The following is a 23,426-nucleotide window of genomic DNA, read 5'->3' as shown; positions in this document are numbered from 1 at the left end:
CCCTGCCGGCTTCACCGTACGAAGCCGACGCCGCCAAGGCCCGGACGGAACCGCTGCTCACCGCGCCCGTGGCGGCAGCGGCGGGCGCCGCAGGTCCGGCCGGGGGGTGGACTCCGGCGGGGGCTCCGCGGCGGGCGCGTCCTCCAGCAGCTCCAGGGCCAGCTGCACGGCCGCGACCAGTTCGGGGTGGCGGCCCCTGGCCCAGTCGCGCGGGGTGCGCAGCACGTGCACGTCCGGTTCGACGCCCTGGTTCTCCACCGACCAGCCGAGCCCGCCGCTGAACCAGGAGGCGTTCTTCGGCACCGAGATCTGGGTGCCGTCGCCGAGGGTGTGCCGTCCGGTCATCCCGACCACCCCGCCCCAGGTGCGGGTGCCGATCACCGGGCCGAGGCCGAGCAGCTTGATCGCCGCGATGATCACGTCGCCGTCCGAGCTGGTGGCCTCGTCGGCCAGCGCGACCAGCGGGCCGCGCGGTGCGTGCCTGGGCCAGCGCACCGGTCGGCGGTCCCGGCTGAAGTCCCAGGCCAGGACGTGCCGGGTGAGCTTCTCCAGCACCAGTTCGGAGACGTTGCCGCCGGCGTTGCCGCGGACGTCCAGCACCAGCGCGGGCTTGTCCAGCTCGCGGCGCAGGTCCCGGTTGAACTGGGCCCAGCCGGAGCCGCCGAGGTCGGGGATGTGCAGGTAGCCGCACCGCCCGTCGCTGAACTCCCGTACCAGGGAACGCCGTTTGGTGACCCAGTCCTGGTAGCGGATGGGCCGTTCGTCGGTCAGCGGGCTGATCACGATCCGGCGCACCGGGCCGTCCTGGCCGCTGCGCAGGGCCAGTTCGAGCGTCGTGCCGCCGGTGCCGGCCAGTAGCGGCAGCGGTCCGCGCAGCGGGTCGACCGGGCGTCCGCCGATCTCCAGGAACTCGTCGCCGTCGCGCACGCCCTGGGCGGCCAGCGGGGCGCGGGCGCGCGGGTCCGAGGTCTCGCCGGGCAGCACCCGGTCGACCAGCCAGCGGCCGTCGGGGGAGCGGTGGGCGTTGGCGCCGAGCAGGCCGAGCGGCTGCTGGGAGAGGGTGGGGCCCTCGGCGCGCCGGGACGGGGTGACATAGGCGTGCGAGGTGCCGAGTTCGCCGAGGAGTTCGCGCAGCAGGTCGGCGAAGTCGTCGGGGGAGCAGACCCGCTCCAGCAGCGGCTCGTACTGGGCGACCAGGGCGGGCCAGTCCAGGCCGGACATCCGCTCGTCCCAGAACTGGTCCCGGACGATCCGGGCGGCCTCGTGGTAGGCCTGGTGCCACTCGGCGGCCGGGCGCACGGTGTGGGTGATCCGGCGCAGGTCGACGGTGGTGCCGGCGGCGGGGGCGGCGACCGGGATCACCCGCAGCGTTCCGGCCGAGTAGACCGCGATCGAGCCGCCGTCCCCGGAGACCGCGTAGCCGTCGAGCCGGTCGACCAGTGTGCTGCGGGTGCCCCTGGCCAGGTCGAAGTGCTCCAGTGCGGGGCGTCCCGAGGTGTCCTCGGGGCCGGCGAAGGTCTGCCCGAGGGTGCCGGAGATCGGCCAGCGCAGCCAGACCAGGCCGCCGCGCACGGCGTCGGTGGCCGAGTACTTGGAGGCGATCACCGGGAACTGGAGCAGCCGCTCGCCGATGCCCGCCGGGTCGACCCGGACGGTGCCGTCGCCGCCGCCGTCGCCGTGCGGGGCGCCGTCCTCGGCCGGGGCGGCGAACGGCGAGGGGGTGTCGGCGGCGAGCGGGACGAGGTAGGGGCGGCAGCCGAGCGGGAACGAGAGGTCGCCGGTGTGCACGTCGTGGACCGGGTCGAAGCCGCGCCAGGACAGGAAGGCCAGGTAGCGGCCGTCCCGGGTGAACACCGGCTGCTCGTCCTCGAAGCGGCCGTCGGTGATCTCGGTGGTCGGGGCGGGCGCGTCGGCGCGGGTGAGCCGGATGCGGCGCAGCGAGCGCCCGGCGACCGGCTCGGACCAGGCGATCCAGTGCGAGTCGGGGGAGAAGCGGGCGCTGGAGACCGGCCCGTAGCCGGAGGCGGCCAGTTCGCGGACCTCGCCGTCGGCCGCGGTGACCAGCAGCAGCCGTCCGTTCGAGGTGGTGGCGGCGAGCCGGCTGCCGTCGGGTGAGGCGGTGAGCTCCAGGACGCGGCCGATCCGTCCGGCGGCGATCACCCGGTGGCGGTGCTTCTCCGGCCCGCCGTGGCCCGGCCGTTCGGAGTGGCCCGGCAGCTCGGGGTGGCCCGGAGGTTCGCCGTGGCCGGGCCGTTCGCCGCTGCCCGGCCGTTCGCCGTGGCCGGGCCGCGCGGCATGGCCGGGCAGCGGCACCACCTCGATCGCGTCGGCGCCCTCGGCGTCGGTGATCCAGGCGGCCTCGCCGGTGTGCCCGAGCACCACCGGCAGCCGGGTGCGCACGCCGGGGGTGTCGGCGAGGGCGCGGGCCGGGCCGTCCTTGTGGGTGAGCCAGTACTGGCTGCCGCGCACGGTGATCACCCCGGCCCGGCCGGTCTGGTCGCAGGCGAGGTCCTTGACCTGGCCGGCGGCGTTGACCTGGTACGGGCGGCGGCCGGCCCTGGCGCCGCCGAGCGGGACGCGCAGCCGGCGCGGGGCGGGGGCGTCCAGGCCGTCCAGCAGCCAGAGGTCGCCGGCGTGCTGGTAGACGATCCGGGTGCCGTCGGTGGCGGCCTCGCGGGCGTAGTAGGAGGCGTGGTCGGTGTGCCGGCGCAGGTCGGTGCCGTCCGGGCGGCAGGAGTAGACGTTGCCGATGCCCTCGTGGTCGGAGAGGAAGGCGATCCGCCCGCCGAGGGGGCCGGTGACCGGCATGGGGGCGGCGAGGTGCCCGGTGTGCCCGGGCAGGATCCGCTCGCCGTCCACCCAGAGCCGGCCGGTGGCGCCGCCCCGGTAGCGCTTCCAGGCGGCCGGCTCGTGCGGGGCGGCGCCGGTGAGCAGGACGGTCCGCTCACGGCTCATCTGGGCGTCGCCGACCGGTCCCCAGGGCATCCGGCGGCCGGGGGAGCCGTCCGGGGGCAGGGCGTGCGCCCAGGTGTAGTGGCCGAAGGGCTCGTGGTAGGAGGTGACGGCCAGCACCTCGCCGTCGGGCAGCCAGCCGCGCACCCGGGTGTCCTGGCTGCCCCAGAAGCTGAGCCGGCTCGCCTCGCCGCCCTCGACCGGGGCGGTCCACACCTCGGGGGTCAGGCCGAGCCAGCTGGTCCAGGCGAGGGTGGTGCCGTCGGGGGAGAAGCGGGGGTGGCTGACCCGGGTGCGGTCGCAGCCGACCCGCCAGGCCCGGCCGGTGCCGGTGCCGTCGGCGTCCAGCGGGGCGATCCAGACGTCGTCCTCGGCGGTGAAGGTGAGCAGGCCGCCGTGCAGGTGGGGGTGGCGGAGGTAGCCGGGCGGGGTCACGCCTCCATCCTTCGACGGGGCGTCACCACCGGCAACCGGAGGAGGCGGCAACCGGTCTGGACCATTGACACCACAGGGCCGGATCCACTTCAGTGGTCTAGTCCAACTTGGGTGCGAGGCCGCGCCGTTCCCCCCACTGGCGCGTGCTCCGGCGTGCCCTCGGACGTCCCCCACGACCGCGCCATCGCAGGAGCACCCGCATGCGCAGAACACCCACCCCCGGAACCCCGGCCACCGGCCGCCGCGCGGCCGTCGCCGCCGGAACCGCCTCCGCCGTCGCCGCGGCCACCCTGGTCGGCGTCACGCTGGGCCTGGCGCCCGCCGCCTCGGCCGGAGAGTTCCTGGTCAACGGCGGCTTCGAGTCCGGCTCGCTCGGCCCCTGGAACTGCTCCGGCAACTCCGGCAGCGTCGTCACCAGCCCGGTGCACGGCGGCAGCCGCGCGCTCGCCGCGGCCGCCTCGGCCGGCGACACCGCCCAGTGCGGCCAGACCGTCACCGTCGCCCCGAACACCACCTACACGCTCAGCGCCTTCGTCAACGGCTCGTACGTCTACCTGGGCGTGGACGGCGGCGGCCCGAGCACCTGGACGCCGGGCACCGGCGGCTCGTACCAGAAGCTGAGCGTCAGCTTCACCACCGGCGCCAGCCAGACCAGCGCCACCGTCTACACCCACGGCTGGTACGGGCAGGGCACCTACTACGCGGACGACGTCTCGCTGGACGGCCCGGGCGCGCCCAGCCCGACGCCCACGCCGACCACGACCCCGACGGGCACCGCCTCCCCGACGGCGACCCCGACCGGCACGCCCACGGGCACCCCGACCGGGACGCCCACGGGTACGCCCACCGGGACGCCCACGGGCACGCCCACCACCCAGCCGGCCGGCAGCCACGCCCTGGTCGGCTACCTGCACGCGAGCTTCGCCAACGGTGCCGGCTACACCCGGATGGCCGACGTCCCGAACTCCTGGGACTTCATCAACCTGTCCTTCGGCGAGCCCACCTCCGTCACCTCCGGCGACATCCGCTTCAACCGCTGCCCGGCCACCGAGTGCCCGGGCGTCGAGTCGGACGACGAGTTCAAGGCCGCCATCGCCGCCAAGCGGGCCCAGGGCAAGAAGGTGCTGATCTCGATCGGCGGCCAGAACGGCCAGGTCCAGCTGACCACCACCGCGGCCAGGGACGCCTTCGTCAACTCGGTCTCGGCGATCATCGACAAGTGGGGCCTGGACGGGCTGGACATCGACTTCGAGGGGCACTCGCTCTCCCTCAACACCGGTGACAACGACTTCAAGAACCCGACCAGCCCGGTCATCGTCAACCTGATCTCCGCGCTGAAGACCCTCAAGGCCAAGTACGGCCAGGGCTTCGTGCTGACCATGGCGCCGGAGACCTTCTTCGTCCAACTCGGCTACCAGTACTACGGATCGGGCCCCTGGGGCGGCCAGGACCCGCGGGCCGGGGCGTACCTGCCGGTCATCCACGCGATGCGCGACGACCTCACCCTGCTGCACGTCCAGGACTACAACTCCGGCTCCATCATGGGCCTGGACAACCAGTACCACTCGATGGGCGGCGCCGACTTCCACGTCGCGATGACCGACATGCTGCTCAAGGGCTTCCCGGTGGCGGGCAACGCGAACAACGTGTTCCCGGCGCTGCCCGCCTCCAAGGTCGCCATCGGCATGCCGGCCACCACCAACGCGGGCAACGGCTACGTCGCCCCGGCCGAGGTGAACAAGGCGCTCGACTGCCTCACCAAGCTGGCCAACTGCGGGACGTACGTGCCGCGTTCGGGCGCGCAGCCGAACCTGCGCGGGCTGATGACCTGGTCGATCAACTGGGACCGGTTCGGTGGCCAGGAGTTCTCCAAGAACTTCAACGGCTACTTCGGCCGCTGATCAGGACGCCGATCCGCCGGGCCGGCTGATCCGTCGATCCGCCGGCCCGACGGCCTCCGGGGCCGTGCCCGGACCTACCCCCGTGAGGTCCGAGCACGGCCCCTCCTCGTCGTGGTCACCGACGGCGGTGGTCAGCGCGCCCGGCCCAGCGTCAGCCCGTTCACCGCCTCGACCGCCTCGGGAGACGCCGCCGCCAGGGAGCCCGAGGCGTACGGCGGCTGCGGGTCGTACTCGATCAGCAGCTGGATCGCCTGCGCGGTGGTGTCCCCGCTGATCCGGCCGGCCAGCGTCAGCGCGAGGTCGATCCCGGCCGAGACCCCGGCGGCGACGGCGTACTTGCCGTCGATGACGACCCGGTCGGTCCCGGTCGGCTCCGCCCCGTACGCGGGGAGCCGGTCCAGGACGCCCCAGTGGCTGGTGGCCCGGCGGCCCCTGAGCAGCCCGGCGGCGCCCAGCAGCAGCGAGCCCGAGCAGACCGAGGTGGTCCAAGTGGTGGTCGCGTCCACCCGGCGCAGCCAGTCGAGCAGCGCCTCGTTCGTGAGCTGGGCCTCCGTCCCGGGCCCGCCGGGCACCAGCAGCAGGTCGGCCGAGTCCACCTCGTCCAGGGCGGCGTCCGCGGTGATCGCCAGGCTGCCGAGGTCGTTGCGCACCGGCCCCCGCTCGGCGGCGGTGAGCACGACCTCGGCGCCGGGGATCCGGGACAGCACCTCGTACGGGCCGACCGCGTCCAGGGTGGTGAACTCGGGGTAGAGCAGGATGGCGATGCGCATCAGTGACCTCCGGTGGGTTCGGGTCGGAAGCGGCGTCGGTACTCGGCGGGCGGGGCGGCCAGGGCCCGGACGAAGGCGCGCCGCATCGCCTCCGGGGTGCCGTAGCCGCAGGAGCGCGCGATCTCCTCGACGCCGTCTGCGGTGTCCTCCAGCCGCCGCCGGGCGGCCTCCAGCCGGACCCCGTCCACGTACCGGCCCGGGGTGACCCCGACCTCGGCGGCGAAGGTCCGGGCGAAGTGCCGCGGCGACAGCGCCGACCGGCCGGCCAGCGCCTCGACCGACAGGTCGGCCTCCGGGTGCTCGGCGATCCACCGCTGCACCTCGCGCAGCGGCTGCCGGGCCGCCACCTGGGCGGCCAGCTGGGTGCTGAACTGGGCCTGGTTGCCCGGCCGGCGCAGGAAGACCACCAGGTGGCGGGCGACCAGCAGGGCCGTGTCGCGTCCCAGGTCCTCCTCGACCAGGGCCAGGGCCAGGTCGATCCCGGCGGTGACCCCGGCCGAGGTGGCGACGTGCCCGTCCCGGACGTGGATCGGGTCCGGGTCCACCTCGACGTCGGGGAACCGCCGGGCCAGCGCGTCGCAGTGCGCCCAGTGGGTGGTCGCCCGGCGCCCGGCCAGCAGCCCGGCCTCGGCGAGCAGGAAGGCCCCGGTGCACACCGACACCACCCGCTCGGCCCGTCCGGCCAGCTCCCGGATCCGCGCCACCAGCGCCGGGTCCGGGTGCGCGGTGCCCTGCCCGCCGGGGACCAGCAGGGTGTGCACGGGACCGGCCTGCGCCAGGTCCGCGTCCGGCAGCAGTCGCAGTCCGCTGTGGCAGCGCACCGGAGCACCGCCGGGGGAGGCGGTGGTCACCCGGTACGTCCCCGGCTGTCCGCAGGCCTTGCCCGCTCCCGCGAACACCTCCAGGGGGCCGGTCACGTCGAGGCTCTGCACGCCCTCGAAGAGGACGATGACCACGCTGCGCGCTCTCATGGGGCCAGCCTCCCAAGGGGGAGCGGCGGCAGCAATGACCTGCTTCCCACCTTTCCTGCCACCGCAGGGCCCTGTCGTCGCGCGGGCGTCCGCCGCGCGTGCGGACGCCGAAACGCCGGAAGGCCCCTCGCTCTCGCGAAGGGCCTTCCGGCTGTCTGTGCGCCGCCAGGGACTCGAACCCCGGACCCGCTGATTAAGAGTCAGCTGCTCTAACCAACTGAGCTAGCGGCGCCTGCTGACCTGGAGAACATTACCCGGTCGGCCGCCGAAACTCACAATCGGCCCGGAGTGCGGAGCCCGGCCGGCTCACATGACCAGCACCACCTTGCCCCGGACGTGCCCGGCGCCGACCAGCCGGTGGGCCTCGGCGACCCGCCCCATCGGGAGCGCCTCCTCGACCTCCAGCCGCAGCCCGCCGGCCTCCCACAGCTTCACCAGCTCGGCCAGCCGCGCAGCCGTCCGCTCGCCCCGCAGGCCCCGGACGCCCAGCCGCTCGGCGCCCGGGTAGTCGACCACGGTGACGATCCGGTTCCGGTCGGCGACCAGCTCGACGGAGGCCTCCAGGGCGCCCCGCCCGGCGGCGTCGAAGGCCGCGGTCACCCCCTGCGGCGCCGCCGCCAGGACCCGCTCGACCAGCCCCTCGCCGTACGCGACCGGCACCGCGCCCAGCTCGCGCAGGTACCCGTGGTTGCGCTCGCTCGCGGTGCCGACGACCGTGGCGCCCCAGGTCAGGGCCAGCTGGACGGCGACCGTGCCGACCCCGCCCGAGGCGCCGTGCACCAGCACCGTGTCGCCCGGGCCGACACCCAGCTCGGTGAGCGCCAGGTGCGCGGTCTGGCCGGAGGCGGAGAGCGAGCCGGCCTGTTCCCAGGGCATCCCGGCGGGCTTGGCCACCAGCCGGCCGGCGTCCACCGTGACCCGGTCGGCCTGGCAGCCCAGCGTCCGGAAGCCCAGCACCTCGTCCCCGACCCGCCAGTCGCCGGCGTCAGGACCGAGGGCGTCCACCACCCCGGCGAACTCGGTGCCGAGGACGAACGGCGGCTCGACCGCCAGCCCCGGTGGACGGAACCCCTCGCGGATCGCCAGGTCCACCGGCTGTACTCCCGCCGCGTACACCCGGACCCGCACCTCGCCCGGCCCGGGCTCCGGGTCGGGCACCTCGGTGACCCGCAGCACCTCAAGACCGCCGTTCCCCGTCACGGTGACCGCCTTCATGCCTGTTCCCACCCCTCCTCGACACTTCGACTTCTACGATCATCGGATGTGAAGTGCGCTTGAGGTCAAGCTTTTGTTCAGCGTGTCGATACTGATGGGCGCATTGTCAGATTTATCCTGGGCGGCGCCCAGCCGTCCGTCGATCGTCGAGAGGAACCTCCCCGTGGGCCAGCTGCCCCTGTTCTTCCTGGTGCTGCTCGCCTCCGTGGTGACCATGCCGCTCGGGCGGAAGACCGGAGTGCCACAACCGGTGCTGATGACCCTGCTCGGCATCGTCATGGCACTCGTCCCGCAGATCCCGGACGTCACCATCGAGCCCGAGCTGATCCTCCCGCTGGTCCTGCCGCCGCTGATCTTCGCGGTGGCCAGACGCTCCTCGGTGCGCTACTTCAAGGCCAACGCCCGCTCGATCCTGCTGCTGGCGGTCGCCCTGGTCGCGGTCACCACGGTCGCCGTGGCCGGCACCGTGCACTGGCTGCTGCCCACCCTGCCGCTCGCCGCCGCCATCGCGGTCGGCGCACTGGTCTCCCCGCCCGACCCGGTGGCCGCCGTCGCGGTGGCCGGCAGCGTCGGACTGCCCCGCCGCCTGGTGGCGATCCTGGAGAGCGAAGGGCTGTTCAACGACGTCACCGCGATCGTCATCTACTCGCTGTCCATCGAGGCCATGGTCAGCGGCGACTTCTCGGCCGGCGACGCGGTGCTGCGCTTCGTCCTGTCCGCGGTGCTGGCCGTGGTGGTCGGCGTCGCGCTGGGCTGGGTCAACACCAAGCTCGCCGAGCGCCTGGACGACCCGACCCAGCAGGTCGCGCTCAACCTGCTGGTGCCCTTCGCCGCGTACACCCTCGCCGAGGAGATCCACGGCTCCGGCGTGCTCGCCGTCGTGGTCTGCGCGCTCTACCTCGCCGAGCGGGCCTCCGACGCGGACGCCGTCGCCTACCGGCTGGTCGGCAACGCCTTCTGGGAGGTGGTCGAGATCCTGATCACCGGGGTCGCCTTCGGCCTGATCGGCCTGGAGCTGGCCACCGTGCTCAAGGAGGCCGGCAGCGGCTGGACCGGCTTCATCGGCGACGCCGCCGTGGTCATCGCGGTGGTCGTCGGGGTCCGGCTGCTCTGGCTGCTGCCGGCCGGCTGGCTGTCGAAGAAGCTGCGCTCCAACGACGAGGAGGACACCCCGTTCAGCTGGAAGGAGAGCGTGATCCTCTGGTGGTCCGGCATGCGCGGCGTGGCCACCGTCGCCCTGGCGCTCGCCATCCCGCTCACCCTGCACTCCGGCGAGGACTTCCCCGAGCGCGGCCGGCTGGTCTTCATCGCCTTCAGCGTGGTGCTGTTCACCCTGCTCGTCCAGGGCCTGACGCTGCCCTGGCTGGCCAAGCGGTTCGAGCTGGACATCGACCAGGACCAGCACGAGCAGGCCGTGCGGCAGCTCTGGTGGCGGGCCGCCAAGGCCGGGCTGAAGCGGCTCGGCGAGCTGGAGGAGCAGGACCGGCTGCCCGCCGAGGTCGCCGACCGCCTGCGGGACCGTCAGCACGACCGGCTGGCCAGGCTCTGCCCGGAGAACTACGCCGAGGAGGAGGCCGCCGAGGCCAAGCTGCGGATGGCCCAGTGGCGGGCCGCCAGGGACGTCGAGCAGGAGATGATCGCCGCCTCCCGGCGCGAGATGCTCTCCGCCCGCAGCGAACTCGGCGCCGATCCCGAGATGGTCGACGAGGTGCTGCGCGGCCTCGACCTGCGCTCCGAACGGAAGTGACGGAGCGTCCGCTCCCGCGGGGCGGGGCGTCCGCCCCGCGGGAGCGGAACACACCCGGCCGCAGGACCGCCGGGCGGAATGTGCGCGACCGGCTCCGGGGTTGCATAGGCTGAACCCGGGCAGGCCGTCAACGGAGTCGGCGCACCACGAGTACCCGCACGACCTCGCACCCAGGCCGCCACGGCCTGGCCCTCACGCCTGGCCCTGCCGGTTTCTGCACCCAGATGAATCGAGGACCCACCGATGTCGGAGACCCGCGCCGACGCCCGCACCCCGCTGGACCGCACCCCGCAGTGGGCCGCCCTGGCCAAGCACCGCGCCGAACTGGGCGACACCCACCTGCGCGAGCTGTTCGCCGCCGACCCGGAGCGCGGCCGCCGCCACACGCTCCAGGTCGGCGACCTGCACGTGGACTACGCCAAGCACCTGGTCACCGACGAGACGCTGGAGCTGCTGCGCGAGCTGGCCGCCGCCACCGGCGTCGCCGAGCTGCGGGACGCGATGTTCCGCGGCGAGAAGATCAACAACACCGAGCAGCGGGCGGTCCTGCACACCGCGCTGCGCGCCCCGCGCGGCGCCGTGGTCGAGGTCGACGGCGAGAACGTGGTGCCCGCCGTGCACGCCGTCCTCGACAAGATGGCCGCCTTCGCCGACCGGGTCCGCGGCGGCGAGTGGAAGGGCCACACCGGCAAGCGGATCCGCACCGTCGTCAACATCGGCATCGGCGGCTCCGACCTCGGCCCGGCGATGGCCTACGAGGTGCTCCGCTCGTACGCCGAGCGCGACCTCGACGTCCGCTTCGTCTCCAACGTGGACGGCGCCGACCTGCACGAGGCGGTCCGCGACCTCGACCCGGCCGAGACGCTGTTCATCGTCGCGTCGAAGACCTTCACCACCATCGAGACCATCACCAATGCGGTCTCCGCCCGCAACTGGCTGCTCACCGGGCTGCGCGCCGACACCGACGCGGTGGCCAAGCACTTCGTCGCGCTGTCCACCAACGCTCAGGGCGTGCAGGACTTCGGCATCGACACCGCCAACATGTTCGAGTTCTGGGACTGGGTGGGCGGCCGCTACTCCTTCGACTCGGCGATCGGCCTCTCGCTGATGATCGCCATCGGCCCGGACGCCTTCCGGGAGATGCTGGACGGCTTCCATCTGGTCGACGAGCACTTCCGCACCGCCCCGGCGGAGCAGAACGTCCCGTTGCTGCTCGGCCTGCTGGGCGTCTGGTACGGCGCGTTCTTCGACGCCCAGGCGCACGCGGTGCTGCCCTACTCGCACTACCTGTCCAAGTTCACCGCCTACCTCCAGCAGCTGGACATGGAGTCCAACGGCAAGTCGGTGACCAGGGACGGCACCCCGGTGGACTGGCAGACCGGCCCGGTGGTCTGGGGCACCCCCGGCACCAACGGCCAGCACGCCTACTACCAGCTGCTGCACCAGGGCACCAAGGTGATCCCGGCCGACTTCATCGGCTTCGCCAGGCCCGTCGCCGACCTGCTGCCCGGCCTGGTCGCCCAGCACGACCTGCTGCTGGCCAACTTCTTCGCCCAGACCCAGGCACTGGCCTTCGGCAAGACCCCGGAGGAGGTCGCGTCCGAGGGCGTGCCCGCCGAGCTCGTCCCGCACAAGACCTTCAAGGGCAACCACCCGACCACCACCATCCTGGCCGGCGAGCTGACCCCCTCGGTGCTCGGTCAGCTGGTCGCGCTCTACGAGCACAAGGTGTTCGTCCAGGGCGCGGTCTGGAACATCGACTCCTTCGACCAGTGGGGCGTCGAGCTGGGCAAGGTGCTCGCCAAGCGGATCGAGCCGGTGCTGCTCACCGGCGAGGGCACCGAGCGGCTGGACAGCTCCACCGCCGAGCTGGTCGCCCGCTACCGGGCGCTGCGCGGCCGCTGAGCCGGGGCCGGGCCGCTCGCTCCGGCGGGCGGCCCGGGCCCGGCCGGCCGCCGTACGGGCGTCCGCCGCGCGTGCGGACACCGAAACGCCGGAAGGCCCCCCGCTCTCGCGAAGGGCCTTCCGGCTGTCTGTGCGCCGCCAGGGACTCGAACCCCGGACCCGCTGATTAAGAGTCAGCTGCTCTAACCAACTGAGCTAGCGGCGCCTGCTGACAGAGAAGACTCTAGCAGCGCCCCGCGGCCGGGCCAAAATCGAATACCGGTCGCCCCGCGTTCACCCGCCGGTCACGACGGCAGGCCCGGCGACAGCCGCCGCACCCGGCTCGCGCGCCGCCCGGACACAGGCCCACAGCACCACCGCGGCGCCGGGCAGCCGGGGCTCCCGTTGCTCCGGCGCGACGATCCACCGGCCGGCGCCCCGCCCGGGGGAGTCCGGGCTGTTCACCATCCGTTGCAGGGGCGGCACGGTCACCGCGTCGCCCCTGCCGTGGCACAGCAGCGGCGGCACGTCCCTGGCCCACTCCTCCCAGGCCAGCAGCCGGCGCAGCCGGGGCGCCGCACCCGGCTGGACGAACAGCAGGATCCGCCCCCGGTGGCTCGCGGCCGGTCCGCAGCCGGGGCCTGAGACCCACAGCTCGTCCAGCACCCGGCGGCCGAACAGCGCCGGCATGCTGATCACGTCGAAGGCACGCCCGCAGGGCAGCACCGAGGGCGCCCAGGGGCGGCTCTCCCACAGGGCGCGCATGCTGCGCGGGTACTCGCTGGCGGAGGCGAGCCAGGCCTCCCCGGCCGCGCTGACGTGTTCCACCGACGGGGACATCACCGACGGGTACATCACCGGCTGCCGCGTCACCGGTTGTCGTGTCATCGACTGCTGTGTCCAGATCTCCACGGAGAGCAGCCTGTGCGGCCCGCGCACGGGGCGGGACGGAAAGCGCGGTTCGCCGGACAGGGCTGCGGGGAACGGCGTACCCTTCCCCGCCGTGCATATGCCAGAGGCCCGGTCCGGCGACGGCGCGCGCGGGGGATCAGTCCTCGTGCCTGCGCGGCTGGAGCAGGGTGCGGCCGTACTCGATCATTTTGGCGGCGTAGTCCGGGGTCCAGTCCGCCCGCTGCGCGACCTCGGCGTCCGAGAGCGCGTCGAAGCGGCGTGGGTCGGCCAGTTGCGCGGCGGCGACCGCCTGGAAGTCCGTCGCCCGTTCGGCGGCGGTCCGGAAGGCCAGGGCCAGTTCCGTGGAGCGGCGCAGCAGCTCCGCCGGGTCCTCGATCGACTCCAGGTCGAAGAATCGTTCCGGCTCGGGTTCGGCGGACTGCGGTTCGAACAGCAGCTGCACCGGACGCAGGCGCCTGGGGGGCTCGGACGACTCTGGGGAGTCGGGCATGGACGGACACCTCCGGGTTTCGGGTGGGGTGGGCGGAACCTGCTCCGGGCTGCGCCGCCCGGTCGTGGCCGCCGTCCATTCTCTCGCGGCGGTGGCCGGTAGCGGAACGGTGCGCACGCGGGCGCTATTCCCGGATGTGCGCCGGGCGTGCGCCTCGGGCGCCGCGCTTCCGGGGCGCGTGCGAACCGGTTGTCCCGGTGTACCGGCCGCTCCGGCCGGTGGATCGCTCCCGTCCGTGGGCGGCTCCGCCGGACGCGGTCACCCAGCGAAACGGGAGAACCCCCCATGCGTGTGAGAAGGGGCCTCACGGCCCTCGCCCTGTCCGTCCTGTCCGTGCTGGGCGCCCTGCTCGCGGCCGCCACCTCCGTCGCCCCGGCCGCGGTGGCCGCCGAGACGGCGCTGGTGGTGGCCGGGGAGCCGAGCGGCCCCGGCGGCGTCTCGACGGCGACCTGCCCGCCCGGCACCCATCTGACCGGCGGCGGCTACCGGCTCCAGCCGGACGCGGACGGCCCGGTGCGCGCCAACGGCCCCACCGACGACGCGCGCGGGTGGAGCGCGGAGGCGGAGCGAGGTTCCGTGGCGGCCTTCGCGGTCTGCGAGACCGAGGACTGACCCCGGCCGCTACCGCAGGTGGACCCGGTGGCCGCTCAGGTGGTGCAGCACCTGGTGGTTGGCCTCCCAGCCGTCCGGAAACGTCACCGGGACGCCCAGCTGCACCGGCTCGGTCGAGGGGTGCTCGTCCAGCAGCCCGGCGATCCCGGCCCTGGCCACCACGATGCAGGCGTGCCGGTGCCGGGAGGCGAGCACGCAGAGCCGGCCGGTCTCCAGGTGGAAGGCGGTCGCGTCGGGGCGTCCCGACAGCGGGTGCAGCACCACGGTGACGTCGTACTCGCGGCCCTGGAGCCGGTTGGCGGTGTCCACCGTGACGGCCGGACCCGCCGTGCCGTCCACCGGCACGCCCTCCTTGAGCAGTGCCGCGCGCACCGCCGCCGCCTGGTCCCGGTGGGCGGTGCCGACGGCGATCCGGTCCGCGGTGAGCGGCGCCTCGCCCTGCTCGGAGCTCGCGGTCAGCCCGCGCTCCAGCAGTCGGCGGACGGTGGCCGCGACCGCCGCCACGGCCTGCGGGTCGGTCCGCACGGTGTGCCGGGCGGGCAGTTCCAGCAGGGCCCAGCCGTGCTCGGCGGCCCGGTCGATCACCGCGTCGAGGGCCGAGCCGTCGGGGCGCACGGTGGCGGTCAGCCGGCGGTCCCCGGGGCCGGTGCCCGAGCGGAACGGCGTGTACGGGTAGAAGGCCCGGGAGATCAGCGGCGCGGCGCTGGCCGGCAGCCGCCAGGAGACCGGCAGCCGGTGCGGCTCGATCTCCGGGTTGTGCGCCAGCATGGTGACCACCGCGCTGCCGGACGGGTCGTACGACAGACCGGCCCACTGCTCGGTGCCGACCACGGTGAACGGGTCCAGCTGGCCGGGGTCGCCGACGAACAGCGCCCGCTCGAACAGCCGGGCCACCGCGAGCAGGGCGTCCGAGCGCATCTGGTACGCCTCGTCGACGATCGCGTGCCGCCACGGGGCCTCGGTCCGCACCCACTGCCACTTGGCCGAGGTGGAGACCACCACGTCGTGCTCGACCAGGTCGGCGACCTTGTCGGAGGGCGTGACGTTGGCGTGCTTCAGCACCTCGGGGCCCGGCCTCGAATCCGCGGCGTGCAGCCGGCCGATCGTCAACTCCGGTGCCTTCTCGGCCAGTCGGCCGACCAGGTCGTCCACCTGGCCGTTGGTCTGGGCGACGATCATCAGCCGCTCGCCGGCCTCGACCAGCTCGCGCGCGGCCCGCACCACGAGCGTGGACTTCCCGGCGCCGGGCGGGGAGTCCACCACCACACCGCGCGGGGCGCCGACCGGCGGACGGACGGTGGCCGCGAGGATCCGGGCCACCGCGGCGTCGGCGGCCGCGCCCGGGGCCTGCTCGGGGGTCATCGGACGGTTCACTCCCACTCCTCGGAGACGGTCGGGGCGGGCGCGGGCACGGGCGCGGCGCCGGGCGGGCCGCCGTGGGTCCAGGGGGTGTCGTCGGGCTCCGGCAGCGGCGCGGACTGCCGCACCGTCAGCTCGAACAGGGTGAAGGTGACCGTCTCGCCGGGCTCGGGCAGGCTGCCGGGCTCCGGCTCCTTCCTGCGGCCCATGCCGGAGAGCACCCGCAGGGTGAGGGTGCCCTCGGCGGTGTCCACCGCGACGATCTCGGCCTTCTGCGCGGCAGGGTCTCCTCCGGCCTCCGGCCGGGGGGACCCCCAGACCCGGTGCACCTCCCGGCCGAGGTCCGCGTGCGGGCGGTCGACGGTCCGCAGGGTGACCAGCGGGCGCGGCTTGGGGGAGCGGCCGGTGGTGTCCCAGTCCGGCACCACCTCCGTCACCACGCCGCTGAACGCCTCGCCGGCCAGCCGGTGCTCGGCCATCGCCAGCGGGTCGTCCAGCGCCTCCTGGACGTCGAGGCGGGTCTGCTCGCGTTCGCGCTGGGCGAGCTTGCGGGCGGCGGTGACGGCGTCGTCCTGCCGGGGCTGCGGCGGCTCGCCGGCCGCCAGCCGGTCCCGGTGGCCGGTGTAGGACCAGCGGTCGCCGGTCCAGCGCTCCGCCAGGTGGCCGGCCGGCGGCAGCGCGCGCAGCAGGTCCAGGCCCTGCCAGACGTCCTGCCAGGTGGGCAGCAGGACGGCCGTCAGCGCCTCCTCCAGCGCGGTGACCGAGGCCCGTACCGCCACCCTGGCGCGCCCGGCGGCGGCCTCGTCGCCCTGCTCGGTGCTGTGCTGCAGGGCGCCCACGGCGGAGTCGTAGCGGGCGATCGCCGGGGCGAGCACGAACTCGTCGAAACGGGGGTCGGTGGCCGGGCCGGCCGGCGGGTGCAGCAACTGCCCCCGGTCGTCCCGGGCGGACTCGGCCAGCTCGGCCGCCTGCGCGCCGGACAGGCCGTCCGGCGGGCGGTGCCAGGCCAGCCTGGCCGCCAGGTGCTGGTCCTCCAGGTGGCTCTGGCCGGTCGCCCAGTGCCTGGCCAGCAGGCCGGTCATCGGCAGCAGCAGGGAGGAGCCAGGCACCTGGGCGCGGTCGGTGAGGTGGGTCAGCCAGCGGCCGAGCAGCGGCACCCGGACCGGCGCCGGGTAGGGGCCGGGCTCCTCGTCCTCGACGGTGCGGCGGAAGCGGGTCGAGCGGCCGATCAGGGCGAGGTGGTGCACACCCGCGCCGTTCGGCACGACCAGCTGCGGGGCGTCCGCGCACAGCTCGCGGAACACCTGGGTCTTCTCGCCGGTCTCCGGGTCCTTCTCGGAGCCCTCGATCTGCTCGACGTCCTCGGCGTAGGACTCCAGGTAGGGCAGCAGGTCGGCGGCCAGCTCGGCCAGGAAGTCGAACCGCAGGGTGCGGTTGAGCGGTTGCGGCACCAGGTGCAGCCGGGGCGAATCCCGGTCGGTGCCGAGCATCACCGCGAGCGGCGCGCCGGACTCGCCGGCGGCGGTCAGCGGGATCAGCACCATCGGCCGGTCGGACAGGTGCCGGTGCCGGACGGTGGCCAGCGGCTCGGCCCGGCCGCTGCGGACGGACTCCAGCCGGGCGAGGGTGGTGAGCAGGCTCATGCGTCCGCTCCCGGGGCCCGCGCCGTCAGCGGGCCGGCGCCCGGGGCCGCCGCCCCGAGGGCCTCGGCCCGCAGGGCGGCCGCGTAGGCCAGCCGCTCGGTGGCGTCGTCCGCGCCGTCCAGGTCGCCGCTCTTCGTACCGGCGGCGGCCAGCGCCCCGGCGACCGTACGGATGCTGCCCAGCTCGCCGCGCACGCCCCGGCCGAGCTGTTCGACCCGGTCGTCGCAGCGGGCCCGGGCGCGGCAGTGGAAGCCGAGTTCGCAGGTGGAGAGGCAGTCCGGGCTGTACGCGGCGGGCACCGTCTCGACCGAGGCGGTGAGCTGTTCGGCGGTCCTGGCCGGAGCGCCGTCCTCGTCGGTGGCCAGGTCGAAATCGGCGGTCGGCGGCAGCGCCTCCAGCAGCGGGCCGATGCCGGTCATCCGGCTCAGCTGGCGGCGGGTGGTGGCCAGTTCGCGGCGGACGTCCACGGCGACCGCGGTCGGCCGGTTGCCGAAGTCCTTCGGACAGACCAGCAGCACGCTGGTGCGCGGGCTGCCCGGCAGCCGCTGCTCGGTGTACGGGTCCTCGGCGAGCGGCTGCCCGGCCGCCGCGGCGGCGGCCTGCTGGAGCGCCAGCACGTAGACCGCGGCCTGCCGGGCGGCGGCGCCGACCTTCGCCGGGTCGGCGCTGCCGTCCAGCACCGGGAAGGACTTGATCTCGACCACGGTGCACCGCCCGCCGTGCACCACCAGCGCGTCCGGTTCCAGGTAGGCCGTGCTGCCGGCCACCTCCAGGCGCAGCATCGGGTGGTCCAGCAGCGTCCAGGCCTCCGGCTCCGCGGCGGCCAGGGCCAGCGCCTCGACGGTCCGGTCGGCCCGCACGGCCGGGCCGGAGCGGTGCAGCAGGTCAGGGACCAGGAGCGGGGCGTGGCCGTCCGCCGGGACGCCCAGGTGGTGGCGGAGCGGTTCCAGCAGAGGGGCGTAGCCGTCCGCCTTCAGCCGGGACTCGAAGATCACGCCGCGGGCGATGGCGAACGGGGACTGGCCGAAGGGGGCGGGGCGGCCGAGCCGGGCGGCCAGCGCGGACTTGTCCACCCCGGCCGCGTCGAGCACGGCGCGGCGCCGGCAGCCGGGATTGGCGGCGAGCGCGGCGAGGGAGCGGGCGTTCAGACTGCGCTGCGGGGCCGGTCCGCGCAGCTCCGCGAGCCGCTGGGCGAGCGGCTCAGCGGACCCGCCGGGCGGGACGTTCGTCGAGACGTTCATGGTGCGGCCCAGTGTCGCATCCCGGTCCGACAGCGCGGTGCGGACCGGCCACCGGACGCCGCGCCGGCGGCCCTGACCCGACGCCGCGCCGGCCGTGGGCCGCCCGGGGTCCACGGCCCCGCGATCGTGGCAGGCACCCGGGTGGGGGATCATGGAGCCCGGTGCTCAATGGTGAGACCGACCGTTGACCGCCCTGTCGCGAGGAGCCCCCATGCCCGCCCGAATCGTGCTGGTCCGCCACGGCGAGACCGAGTGGTCCGCCACCGGCCGCCACACCGGCCGCACCGACATCCCGCTGACCGAGGAGGGCCGCGCGATGGCCCGGGCCCTCGGCGCCCGTCTCGCCAAGGCCCCCTGGAACGGGCTGCCCGACGCGCTCGTCTACACCAGCCCGCTCGGCCGGGCCAGGGAGACCTGCGAGCTGGCCGGCTCCGGCGACCGCGCGGTGGAGCGCCCGGAGCTGATGGAGTGGGACTACGGCCGGTACGAGGGCCGCACCGGCTCGGACATCCGGGCCACCGACCAGCCCGGCTGGCTGATCTGGCGCGACGGCGTGCCCGGCGGCGAGAAGCTCTCCGAGGTGGCCGCCCGGGTGGACGCCTTCCTCGCCGGCCTCAACGAGGAGCACGGCGTCCCGGAGCCGGACACCACCGTGATGCACTGCGCCGACCGGGACGTGATCCTCTTCGCGCACGGCCACCTGCTGCGCATCCTGACCGCCCGCTGGCTGGGCCTGCCGCCCGAGTTCGCCCAGCGGTTCAAGCTCGGTACGGCCGCGCTCTGCGTGCTGTCCTGGGAGTACGGCGCCCCCGCGGTGGAGGTCTGGAACGACCTGTCCCACCTGGAGGGGCTGACCGCCGGGCACTGATCCCCGGGCTGTCGGCCCGGCTCGTCGGACGGTCTCCCCGGGGTGTTCGCGGGGCCTCGCCGGTGTCTCCCGGAGCGTGCTCAGGCGGCGGACGCCCGGTCGTACTCGGTCAGGAAGCGGCGCACCTCGGGCACCGCGACGTGCGGGCGCAGCCGCCCGGCGGTGTCCGCGAGCATGGACCGGATCCGGGCCGAGCGGACGGCGCCGAACAGGGCGACGGCGGCCGAGCCGTGGTGCGCCGCGCCCGCGAGGTCCCCCCGGCCGAGCCGGTCGTGGGCCAGTTCGGCGGTGTACAGCACCCGGTTGCGGACGAAGTGCGGCTTCTGGAGCGTTATCGCCAGCCCGGCCTGCTCACTGGCGCGGTCCCAGTCGCCGAGCGCGGACCAGCACTGCGACTGGAGGCCGGCGAACTCGGCCTCGCCGAAGAAGGACATCCACTCCGGGTCCTGCTCGCAGGGGCCGCGGTCGAACAGGGTGTAGGCCCGGCCGATCGCGCGCTCGCAGGAGGCGCGGTCCTGGAGCAGCGCCCAGGCACCGGCCTCGCGCATGGTCAGCAGGGCGATCAGCCGGCCGGAGCCCAGCCCCCCGGCGGCGACCTGCCCGGCCTGGGCGGCGCGCAGCGCCTCGCGCGGGCGGCCGGCGTCCCGGGCGAGGAAGGCGCTGTTGCAGAAGACGTGTGCCTCCATCGCGGAGTCCCCGGCCATCCTGGCGGTGGCGAGCGCCTCCGCGTAGAACGAGCGGGCGTCCGCGAGCCGGTTCGAGTCATGCGCCAACCAGCCCACCGAGATGGCGAGTTCGCCCGCACCGGCCTGGAGCCGGCGTTCCGTCTCGGTGCTGTACTCGCACTCGTTGAGCAGCACGTACGCGTTGCGCAGCGACTGCCCGGCGAGCTCGTACAGGGCGTCCGCGCCGTGCGCGTCGTCGGCCAGCCGGATCTCCCGGACGGCCTGTTCGACGCGGAGCACCTCGGCGGCGCCCACCCGGCGCAGCGGCCCCACCGGGACGGGCCGGCCGGGCACCACCGGCTCGGTGCCGAGCAGTGACGGCGCGGTGAACTCCGCACCGGGAAGGGTGCCTTGGCCGGCGAGCACACCGGAGGCGCCGGCGGTACCGGCCGGCCGGCCAGCGGCCGCGGCCGGTCGGTCGATGCCGATCACGGTGGCCAGCGCGGTGGTGCCGCCGGCCAGGAACGTACGGCGACGCACGTCGTCGTTCTCCTCGTCGAGATAGGGCGATCCATCGGGCCCCCGGGGCGCCGTGCCTGGGCTCGGCCACGGGGGCCCGTCCGGAGCGGCTGGATCCGCGTACGGCGAGGCAGCGTACGGGAGTTGAGTGGAGAGTGGTGAGCGCGGGGCGGGCAGGGGCGGGAACGTCGGGTGGAGCGTGGGCGGTTGGGGCCGCCCACCGCCGCCGTCCGCCGGGCGGCGGCGGACGGAGGTCCTGGGGGCGAAGCCGAGGTCGGTGAGCGTGCGGTCCGGCCACATGTGCCGGAACACCCGCTCGTAGGCGTAGTTGGGGCAGCGGATCTCACCGGACTCGACCCGTCCGACGTAGCGGGCGTCGCAGGACACGTGCTCGCCGATCTCGCGGGCCGCCCTGCGGACGGCCGTGGCGAACTCCCCGGGTGAGCGGTCGCCGCGCAGGGCGCGCATCGCGGTGTTGGGGGACGGTCGGTTCGGCTCGGCCGGTGGGGTGGCTGCCATGGCGCCGAGAGTACTCGGAGTCACCGGTCGGCCACAGTCGGTTTGCGGGATAATTGACGTCAAGTCGGGGCAAAGTGGGCCATGTTGCGGGATATCTGCCATGAAATGCCATGCCTTGCTGTAAGGCGCCCCGTGGCCTGTGGCGCGCCCGCTCCGTTGTGCTGGTACGAGGAAAGCCCATGCCGTCGCCCCGGCCCGTCCCAGCCCGGCGGCCCCTCCCAGCGGCTGTGCTTCCGGACCCGACGAGGTACAGGAGGGCTCATGATGGCCACCGGACTGCCGCAGCACCGCCCCGTCCCCGGGGGAGTGTTCGCCGGCGCGTCTCCCGCCCTGCTCCCCGAGCCCGGTGACGACCGGGCCTCCGGCCGGGGGCCGGTCGAGGGCGGACACGTCCGCTGGGGCGGCCACCGGCGCGAGCGCACCACCCCCGAAGAGGGCACCCGCGTCACCGCCTGCGACACCGTGACCGTCGCCCTGCGGCACGGGCTGGAGGCCGTCGACATCCTCAGACTGCGCCGCGCCTGCGGAGTCGTCCTGCAGAGCCGCAACGGCAGCACCGTCTCCTTCCTCGTCCCGGCCGGCACCTGGGAGACCTGGCACCTGCCCGGCAGCTCCTGTACGGCGGGCGCCCTGGTGCCCACCGCCACCGACCCGCGCTGGGTGATCCCGCCCTCCGGTGCCGGCCGCACCGCGCGCGCCACGGACGCCTGGGTGCTCCGCTCCGCCCTCTGCGAGGCCGCCTGCACGCTCACCGCAGGCGGCCTCGGTCCGTTCTAGCGGGCGTGCCGCGCGGATCCGGCCGGGCCCGTGAGCCACCGGCCGGGTCCCCGCGGCACGCCGCCGACCCGTGGCGCCGTCCCGCTGACCCGTGGCGCCGCCCCTCCGGCCGTCGGGGCCGTCCCCCGCGCGGCGGCGATAATGGCCGACATGGGACGAAGCAGCAGAGCCGCCCGCGGCAGTGAAACGGCGGCCACCACCGGCGAGGCCGGGCGTACCCACGCCCAGGGCCCGCTCAGCCGTCCCGTCGGCTCCGGCGTCGCCGAGCTGCGACCCGACCGCGACCGTCCCGCGGCCTGGTCGCTGCTGATCGACGGCGCCCCGCAGTCCCTGGTCGACCTCGCCGACCCCACCCACCTCGGCTTCGAGTACCAGCGCCGGCTCGGCCACCTGATCGACCTGGCGGCCCCGCCCGGCCGGCCGCTGACCGTCCTGCACCTCGGCGGCGGCGCCCTCACCCTGGCCCGCTACGTCGCCGCGACCCGGCCGCGCTCCCGCCAGCAGGTCGCCGAGATCGACACCGCGCTCACCGAACTGGTGCGCACCGAACTGCCGTTGGACCGCGGCTGGCAGATCAAGGTACGCGGCGCGGACGCCCGCAGCGTGCTGGAGCGTACCCCCGAGGGCAGCGTCGACCTGGTGATCACCGACGTCTTCTCCGGGGCCCGCACCCCGGCCCACTGCACCACCGTCGAGTTCACCACCCTCGCCGCCCGCGCCCTCGTCCCCGGCGGCTGGTACACCGCGAACATCGCCGACGGCGGCGCCCTGCCCTTCGCCCGCTCCCAGGTGGCCACCCTCGGGGCGGTCTTCCCCGAGCTGTGCCTGATCGCCGACCCCGCGGTGCTGCGCGGCAAGCGCTTCGGCAACCTCGTCCTGGCCGCCGCCCACGCCCCCCTCCCGGTCGCCGACCTCACCCGCAGGGCCGCCTCCGACTCCGCCCACGCCCGGGTCGAACACGGCCGTGCGCTCACCGACTTCGCGGCGGGCGCCGCCCCGGCGACGGACGCCACGGCGGCTCCGTCCCCGGAACCGCCGCCGGGGGTGTTCCGCTGAGCGGGAGGCCCGGCTGATGGTGCTGCCCGGCTGACGGTGCCGGCCGCGGTTGTCGTGAGCCGCCTTCGCGGGCCTCGCGGTTTTCGCGGCCCTCGCGGCCCGGAACCGCTTGGGCCGCCTCGTCCGCCCGCCGTGAAACCGTTGCCGGACGACCGGATCGCGCCCGACGATGGTGCCACCGACCGACCGCCGACCCGAGGGGGACGCCATGGAGATCAGACCGGCCCGGCCGGAGGAGGCCGCGCTGCTCACCGACCTCGCGCTGCGGGCCAAGGCCTACTGGGGTTACGACGAGGCGTTCATGGCCGCCTGCCGGGAGGAACTGACCATGGACGCCGACGCGATCGAGCGCTCGGCCACGGGGGTGGCCAAGGAGGGCGGGCGGGTGCTGGGGTTCGTCTCGCTCTCCGCCACGCCGCCGACCGGGTCGCTGGACATGCTCTTCGTCGAGCCCACGTCGATGGGCAGGGGCATCGGCCGGGCGCTGTTCGAGCGGGCCAGGGACCGGGCAGTGGCGCTCGGGCTGCGCCGGTTCACCATCGCCTCCGATCCGAACGCCGAGCCGTTCTACCTGGCGATGGGCGCCACCCGGATCGGCAGCGTCCGGTCCGGTTCGATCCCGGGGCGCGAACTCCCGCTGCTGGTCCTGGAACCGGCGAGGTCCTAGCCGGGGCGGTCGGGACGGCGTGACCCGGTCCGGTCAGTGTCCGCGCGGCAGTCCGCGGTGCTTGCACATGGCCGCCCCGGTGAGCAGCAGTCCGGCGGCGATGGGGGCGAGGACGGCGGTCGCGGTCGCGGAGCCGTGCCCCGGGGCGGTCACGGTGGCGGTGTCCGCGATGGCCACCGTCCCCGGCGGCCCGCTGCCGCCCGGCAGGGGGGAGGGCGGGGGG

Annotated in this window: 18 protein-coding genes, 2 tRNA genes and 1 pseudogene; 8 read left to right on the top strand and 13 right to left on the bottom strand. The window is 75.0% G+C overall.

All coding sequences use genetic code 11. The annotated features are described in order from the left end of the window. Positions 1–57: 57 nt before the first annotated feature. Positions 58–3,387 carry a S41 family peptidase gene (locus BU198_RS36890; protein WP_188301169.1) on the bottom strand — a complete coding sequence of 1,110 codons (3,330 nt, stop codon included), beginning with the start codon at positions 3,385–3,387 and terminating at the stop codon, positions 58–60. A 200-nt stretch (positions 3,388–3,587) separates the two neighbouring features. Between BU198_RS36890 and BU198_RS36885 the strand changes: the two genes are divergently transcribed. Beyond that, positions 3,588–5,288, top strand: a complete 1,701-nt coding sequence (locus tag BU198_RS36885; protein ID WP_188301168.1) for a chitinase — start codon at positions 3,588–3,590, stop codon at positions 5,286–5,288. A gap of 131 nt (positions 5,289–5,419) precedes the next feature. Here BU198_RS36885 and BU198_RS36880 read toward each other — a convergent pair whose 3' ends face one another. The 4 genes from BU198_RS36880 to BU198_RS36865 all read right to left on the bottom strand — a co-directional run bounded on the left by BU198_RS36880 (position 5,420) and on the right by BU198_RS36865 (position 8,244). Beyond that, a complete protein-coding gene (locus BU198_RS36880) occupies positions 5,420–6,058 on the bottom strand; it encodes a DJ-1/PfpI family protein (RefSeq protein WP_188301167.1) in 639 nt (212 codons plus the stop codon). Continuing rightward, complete coding sequence (locus BU198_RS36875) at positions 6,058–7,029, bottom strand: GlxA family transcriptional regulator (protein WP_188301166.1); 972 nt, start codon at positions 7,027–7,029, stop codon at positions 6,058–6,060. Before BU198_RS36875 ends, BU198_RS36880 begins: the two co-directional genes overlap by 1 nt. 158 nt (positions 7,030–7,187) lie before the next feature. Then, positions 7,188–7,261 (bottom strand) — tRNA-Lys (locus tag BU198_RS36870). Positions 7,262–7,335: 74 nt separating this feature from the next. Further along, a complete protein-coding gene (locus BU198_RS36865; RefSeq protein WP_188301165.1) occupies positions 7,336–8,244 on the bottom strand; it encodes an NADP-dependent oxidoreductase in 909 nt (302 codons plus the stop codon). Positions 8,245–8,407: 163 nt separating this feature from the next. Here BU198_RS36865 and BU198_RS36860 point away from each other — a divergent pair, with 163 nt between their 5' ends. Together BU198_RS36860 and pgi are read left to right on the top strand one after the other, a co-directional pair. Next, a complete protein-coding gene (locus tag BU198_RS36860) occupies positions 8,408–9,991 on the top strand; it encodes a Na+/H+ antiporter (RefSeq protein WP_188301164.1) in 1,584 nt (527 codons plus the stop codon). Between the two features lie 243 nt (positions 9,992–10,234). Beyond that, a complete protein-coding gene (pgi, locus tag BU198_RS36855) occupies positions 10,235–11,896 on the top strand; it encodes a glucose-6-phosphate isomerase (RefSeq protein ID WP_188301163.1) in 1,662 nt (553 codons plus the stop codon). 131 nt (positions 11,897–12,027) lie between these two features. Here pgi and BU198_RS36850 read toward each other — a convergent pair. The 3 genes from BU198_RS36850 to BU198_RS36840 all read right to left on the bottom strand — a co-directional run bounded on the left by BU198_RS36850 (position 12,028) and on the right by BU198_RS36840 (position 13,277). After that, positions 12,028–12,101 (bottom strand) — tRNA-Lys (locus tag BU198_RS36850). Positions 12,102–12,169: 68 nt separating this feature from the next. Next, a complete protein-coding gene (locus BU198_RS36845; RefSeq protein ID WP_223245445.1) occupies positions 12,170–12,730 on the bottom strand; it encodes a bifunctional DNA primase/polymerase in 561 nt (186 codons plus the stop codon). A 193-nt stretch (positions 12,731–12,923) separates the two neighbouring features. Beyond that, positions 12,924–13,277 carry a hypothetical protein gene (locus tag BU198_RS36840; protein WP_188301162.1) on the bottom strand — a complete coding sequence of 118 codons (354 nt, stop codon included), beginning with the start codon at positions 13,275–13,277 and terminating at the stop codon, positions 12,924–12,926. Between the two features lie 285 nt (positions 13,278–13,562). Here BU198_RS36840 and BU198_RS36835 point away from each other — a divergent pair, with 285 nt between their 5' ends. Next, positions 13,563–13,889: a hypothetical protein gene (locus BU198_RS36835; RefSeq protein WP_188301161.1), complete on the top strand. Its 327-nt coding sequence runs from the start codon at positions 13,563–13,565 to the stop codon at positions 13,887–13,889. A 9-nt stretch (positions 13,890–13,898) separates the two neighbouring features. Here BU198_RS36835 and BU198_RS36830 read toward each other — a convergent pair whose 3' ends face one another. The 3 genes from BU198_RS36830 to BU198_RS36820 are packed head-to-tail and all read right to left on the bottom strand — an operon-like array spanning position 13,899 to position 18,132. Next, a complete protein-coding gene (locus BU198_RS36830; RefSeq protein ID WP_188301187.1) occupies positions 13,899–15,251 on the bottom strand; it encodes an AAA family ATPase in 1,353 nt (450 codons plus the stop codon). 8 nt (positions 15,252–15,259) lie between these two features. Then, the gene (locus BU198_RS36825; RefSeq protein ID WP_188301160.1) at positions 15,260–16,891 is read right to left on the bottom strand and encodes a hypothetical protein; all 1,632 of its coding nucleotides are present in this window, start codon (positions 16,889–16,891) and stop codon (positions 15,260–15,262) included. Beyond that, positions 16,888–18,132 (bottom strand): hypothetical protein, encoded by a 1,245-nt coding sequence (locus tag BU198_RS36820; protein WP_188301159.1) that lies wholly within the window; start codon positions 18,130–18,132, stop codon positions 16,888–16,890. The genes BU198_RS36825 and BU198_RS36820 overlap by 4 nt, the downstream gene beginning before the upstream one ends. Positions 18,133–18,343: 211 nt before the next feature. Here BU198_RS36820 and BU198_RS36815 point away from each other — a divergent pair, with 211 nt between their 5' ends. Continuing rightward, positions 18,344–19,000 (top strand): histidine phosphatase family protein, encoded by a 657-nt coding sequence (locus BU198_RS36815; RefSeq protein ID WP_188301158.1) that lies wholly within the window; start codon positions 18,344–18,346, stop codon positions 18,998–19,000. Positions 19,001–19,080: 80 nt separating this feature from the next. On the opposite strand, the gene BU198_RS36810 is transcribed toward BU198_RS36815, so the two are convergent. Further along, positions 19,081–20,703: a tetratricopeptide repeat protein gene (locus tag BU198_RS36810; RefSeq protein WP_188301157.1), complete on the bottom strand. Its 1,623-nt coding sequence runs from the start codon at positions 20,701–20,703 to the stop codon at positions 19,081–19,083. A 261-nt stretch (positions 20,704–20,964) separates the two neighbouring features. On the opposite strand from BU198_RS36810, the gene BU198_RS43015 reads away from it, so the two are divergent. The 3 genes from BU198_RS43015 to BU198_RS36795 all read left to right on the top strand — a co-directional run bounded on the left by BU198_RS43015 (position 20,965) and on the right by BU198_RS36795 (position 23,203). Next, on the top strand, positions 20,965–21,480 hold the full coding sequence (locus BU198_RS43015; protein ID WP_223245441.1) for a hypothetical protein: 516 nt from the start codon (positions 20,965–20,967) through the stop codon (positions 21,478–21,480). Positions 21,481–21,630: 150 nt separating this feature from the next. Continuing rightward, complete coding sequence (locus BU198_RS36800; RefSeq protein ID WP_188301156.1) at positions 21,631–22,536, top strand: spermidine synthase; 906 nt, start codon at positions 21,631–21,633, stop codon at positions 22,534–22,536. Between the two features lie 208 nt (positions 22,537–22,744). Beyond that, positions 22,745–23,203, top strand: a complete 459-nt coding sequence (locus BU198_RS36795; RefSeq protein WP_188301155.1) for a GNAT family N-acetyltransferase — start codon at positions 22,745–22,747, stop codon at positions 23,201–23,203. Between the two features lie 33 nt (positions 23,204–23,236). Here the strand turns inward: BU198_RS36795 and BU198_RS36790 are convergent. Then, a pseudogene (locus BU198_RS36790) lies at positions 23,237–23,426 on the bottom strand (hypothetical protein); the annotation flags it as partial.

This window comes from Streptomyces sp. CBMA156 (assembly GCF_014596515.1).
Classification (GTDB): domain Bacteria; phylum Actinomycetota; class Actinomycetes; order Streptomycetales; family Streptomycetaceae; genus Kitasatospora.
This window is presented reverse-complemented; position numbering and strand designations above follow the sequence as displayed.

Bases quoted from the DNA above. Each gene is read 5' to 3' on its own strand.
- BU198_RS43015 (WP_223245441.1), top strand. From the start codon at position 20,965: ATGATGGCCACCGGACTGCCGCAGCACCGCCCCGTCCCCGGGGGAGTG.
- pgi (WP_188301163.1), top strand. From the start codon at position 10,235: ATGTCGGAGACCCGCGCCGACGCCCGCACCCCGCTGGACCGCACCCCG.
- BU198_RS36825 (WP_188301160.1), bottom strand. From the start codon at position 16,891: ATGAGCCTGCTCACCACCCTCGCCCGGCTGGAGTCCGTCCGCAGCGGC.
- BU198_RS36875 (WP_188301166.1), bottom strand. From the start codon at position 7,029: ATGAGAGCGCGCAGCGTGGTCATCGTCCTCTTCGAGGGCGTGCAGAGC.
- BU198_RS36885 (WP_188301168.1), top strand. From the start codon at position 3,588: ATGCGCAGAACACCCACCCCCGGAACCCCGGCCACCGGCCGCCGCGCG.
- BU198_RS36815 (WP_188301158.1), top strand. From the start codon at position 18,344: ATGCCCGCCCGAATCGTGCTGGTCCGCCACGGCGAGACCGAGTGGTCC.
- BU198_RS36830 (WP_188301187.1), bottom strand. From the start codon at position 15,251: ATGACCCCCGAGCAGGCCCCGGGCGCGGCCGCCGACGCCGCGGTGGCC.
- BU198_RS36865 (WP_188301165.1), bottom strand. From the start codon at position 8,244: ATGAAGGCGGTCACCGTGACGGGGAACGGCGGTCTTGAGGTGCTGCGG.
- BU198_RS36800 (WP_188301156.1), top strand. From the start codon at position 21,631: ATGGGACGAAGCAGCAGAGCCGCCCGCGGCAGTGAAACGGCGGCCACC.
- BU198_RS36820 (WP_188301159.1), bottom strand. From the start codon at position 18,132: ATGAACGTCTCGACGAACGTCCCGCCCGGCGGGTCCGCTGAGCCGCTC.
- BU198_RS36795 (WP_188301155.1), top strand. From the start codon at position 22,745: ATGGAGATCAGACCGGCCCGGCCGGAGGAGGCCGCGCTGCTCACCGAC.
- BU198_RS36810 (WP_188301157.1), bottom strand. From the start codon at position 20,703: ATGGCAGCCACCCCACCGGCCGAGCCGAACCGACCGTCCCCCAACACC.
- BU198_RS36880 (WP_188301167.1), bottom strand. From the start codon at position 6,058: ATGCGCATCGCCATCCTGCTCTACCCCGAGTTCACCACCCTGGACGCG.
- BU198_RS36845 (WP_223245445.1), bottom strand. From the start codon at position 12,730: ATGTACCCGTCGGTGATGTCCCCGTCGGTGGAACACGTCAGCGCGGCC.
- BU198_RS36840 (WP_188301162.1), bottom strand. From the start codon at position 13,277: ATGCCCGACTCCCCAGAGTCGTCCGAGCCCCCCAGGCGCCTGCGTCCG.
- BU198_RS36835 (WP_188301161.1), top strand. From the start codon at position 13,563: ATGCGTGTGAGAAGGGGCCTCACGGCCCTCGCCCTGTCCGTCCTGTCC.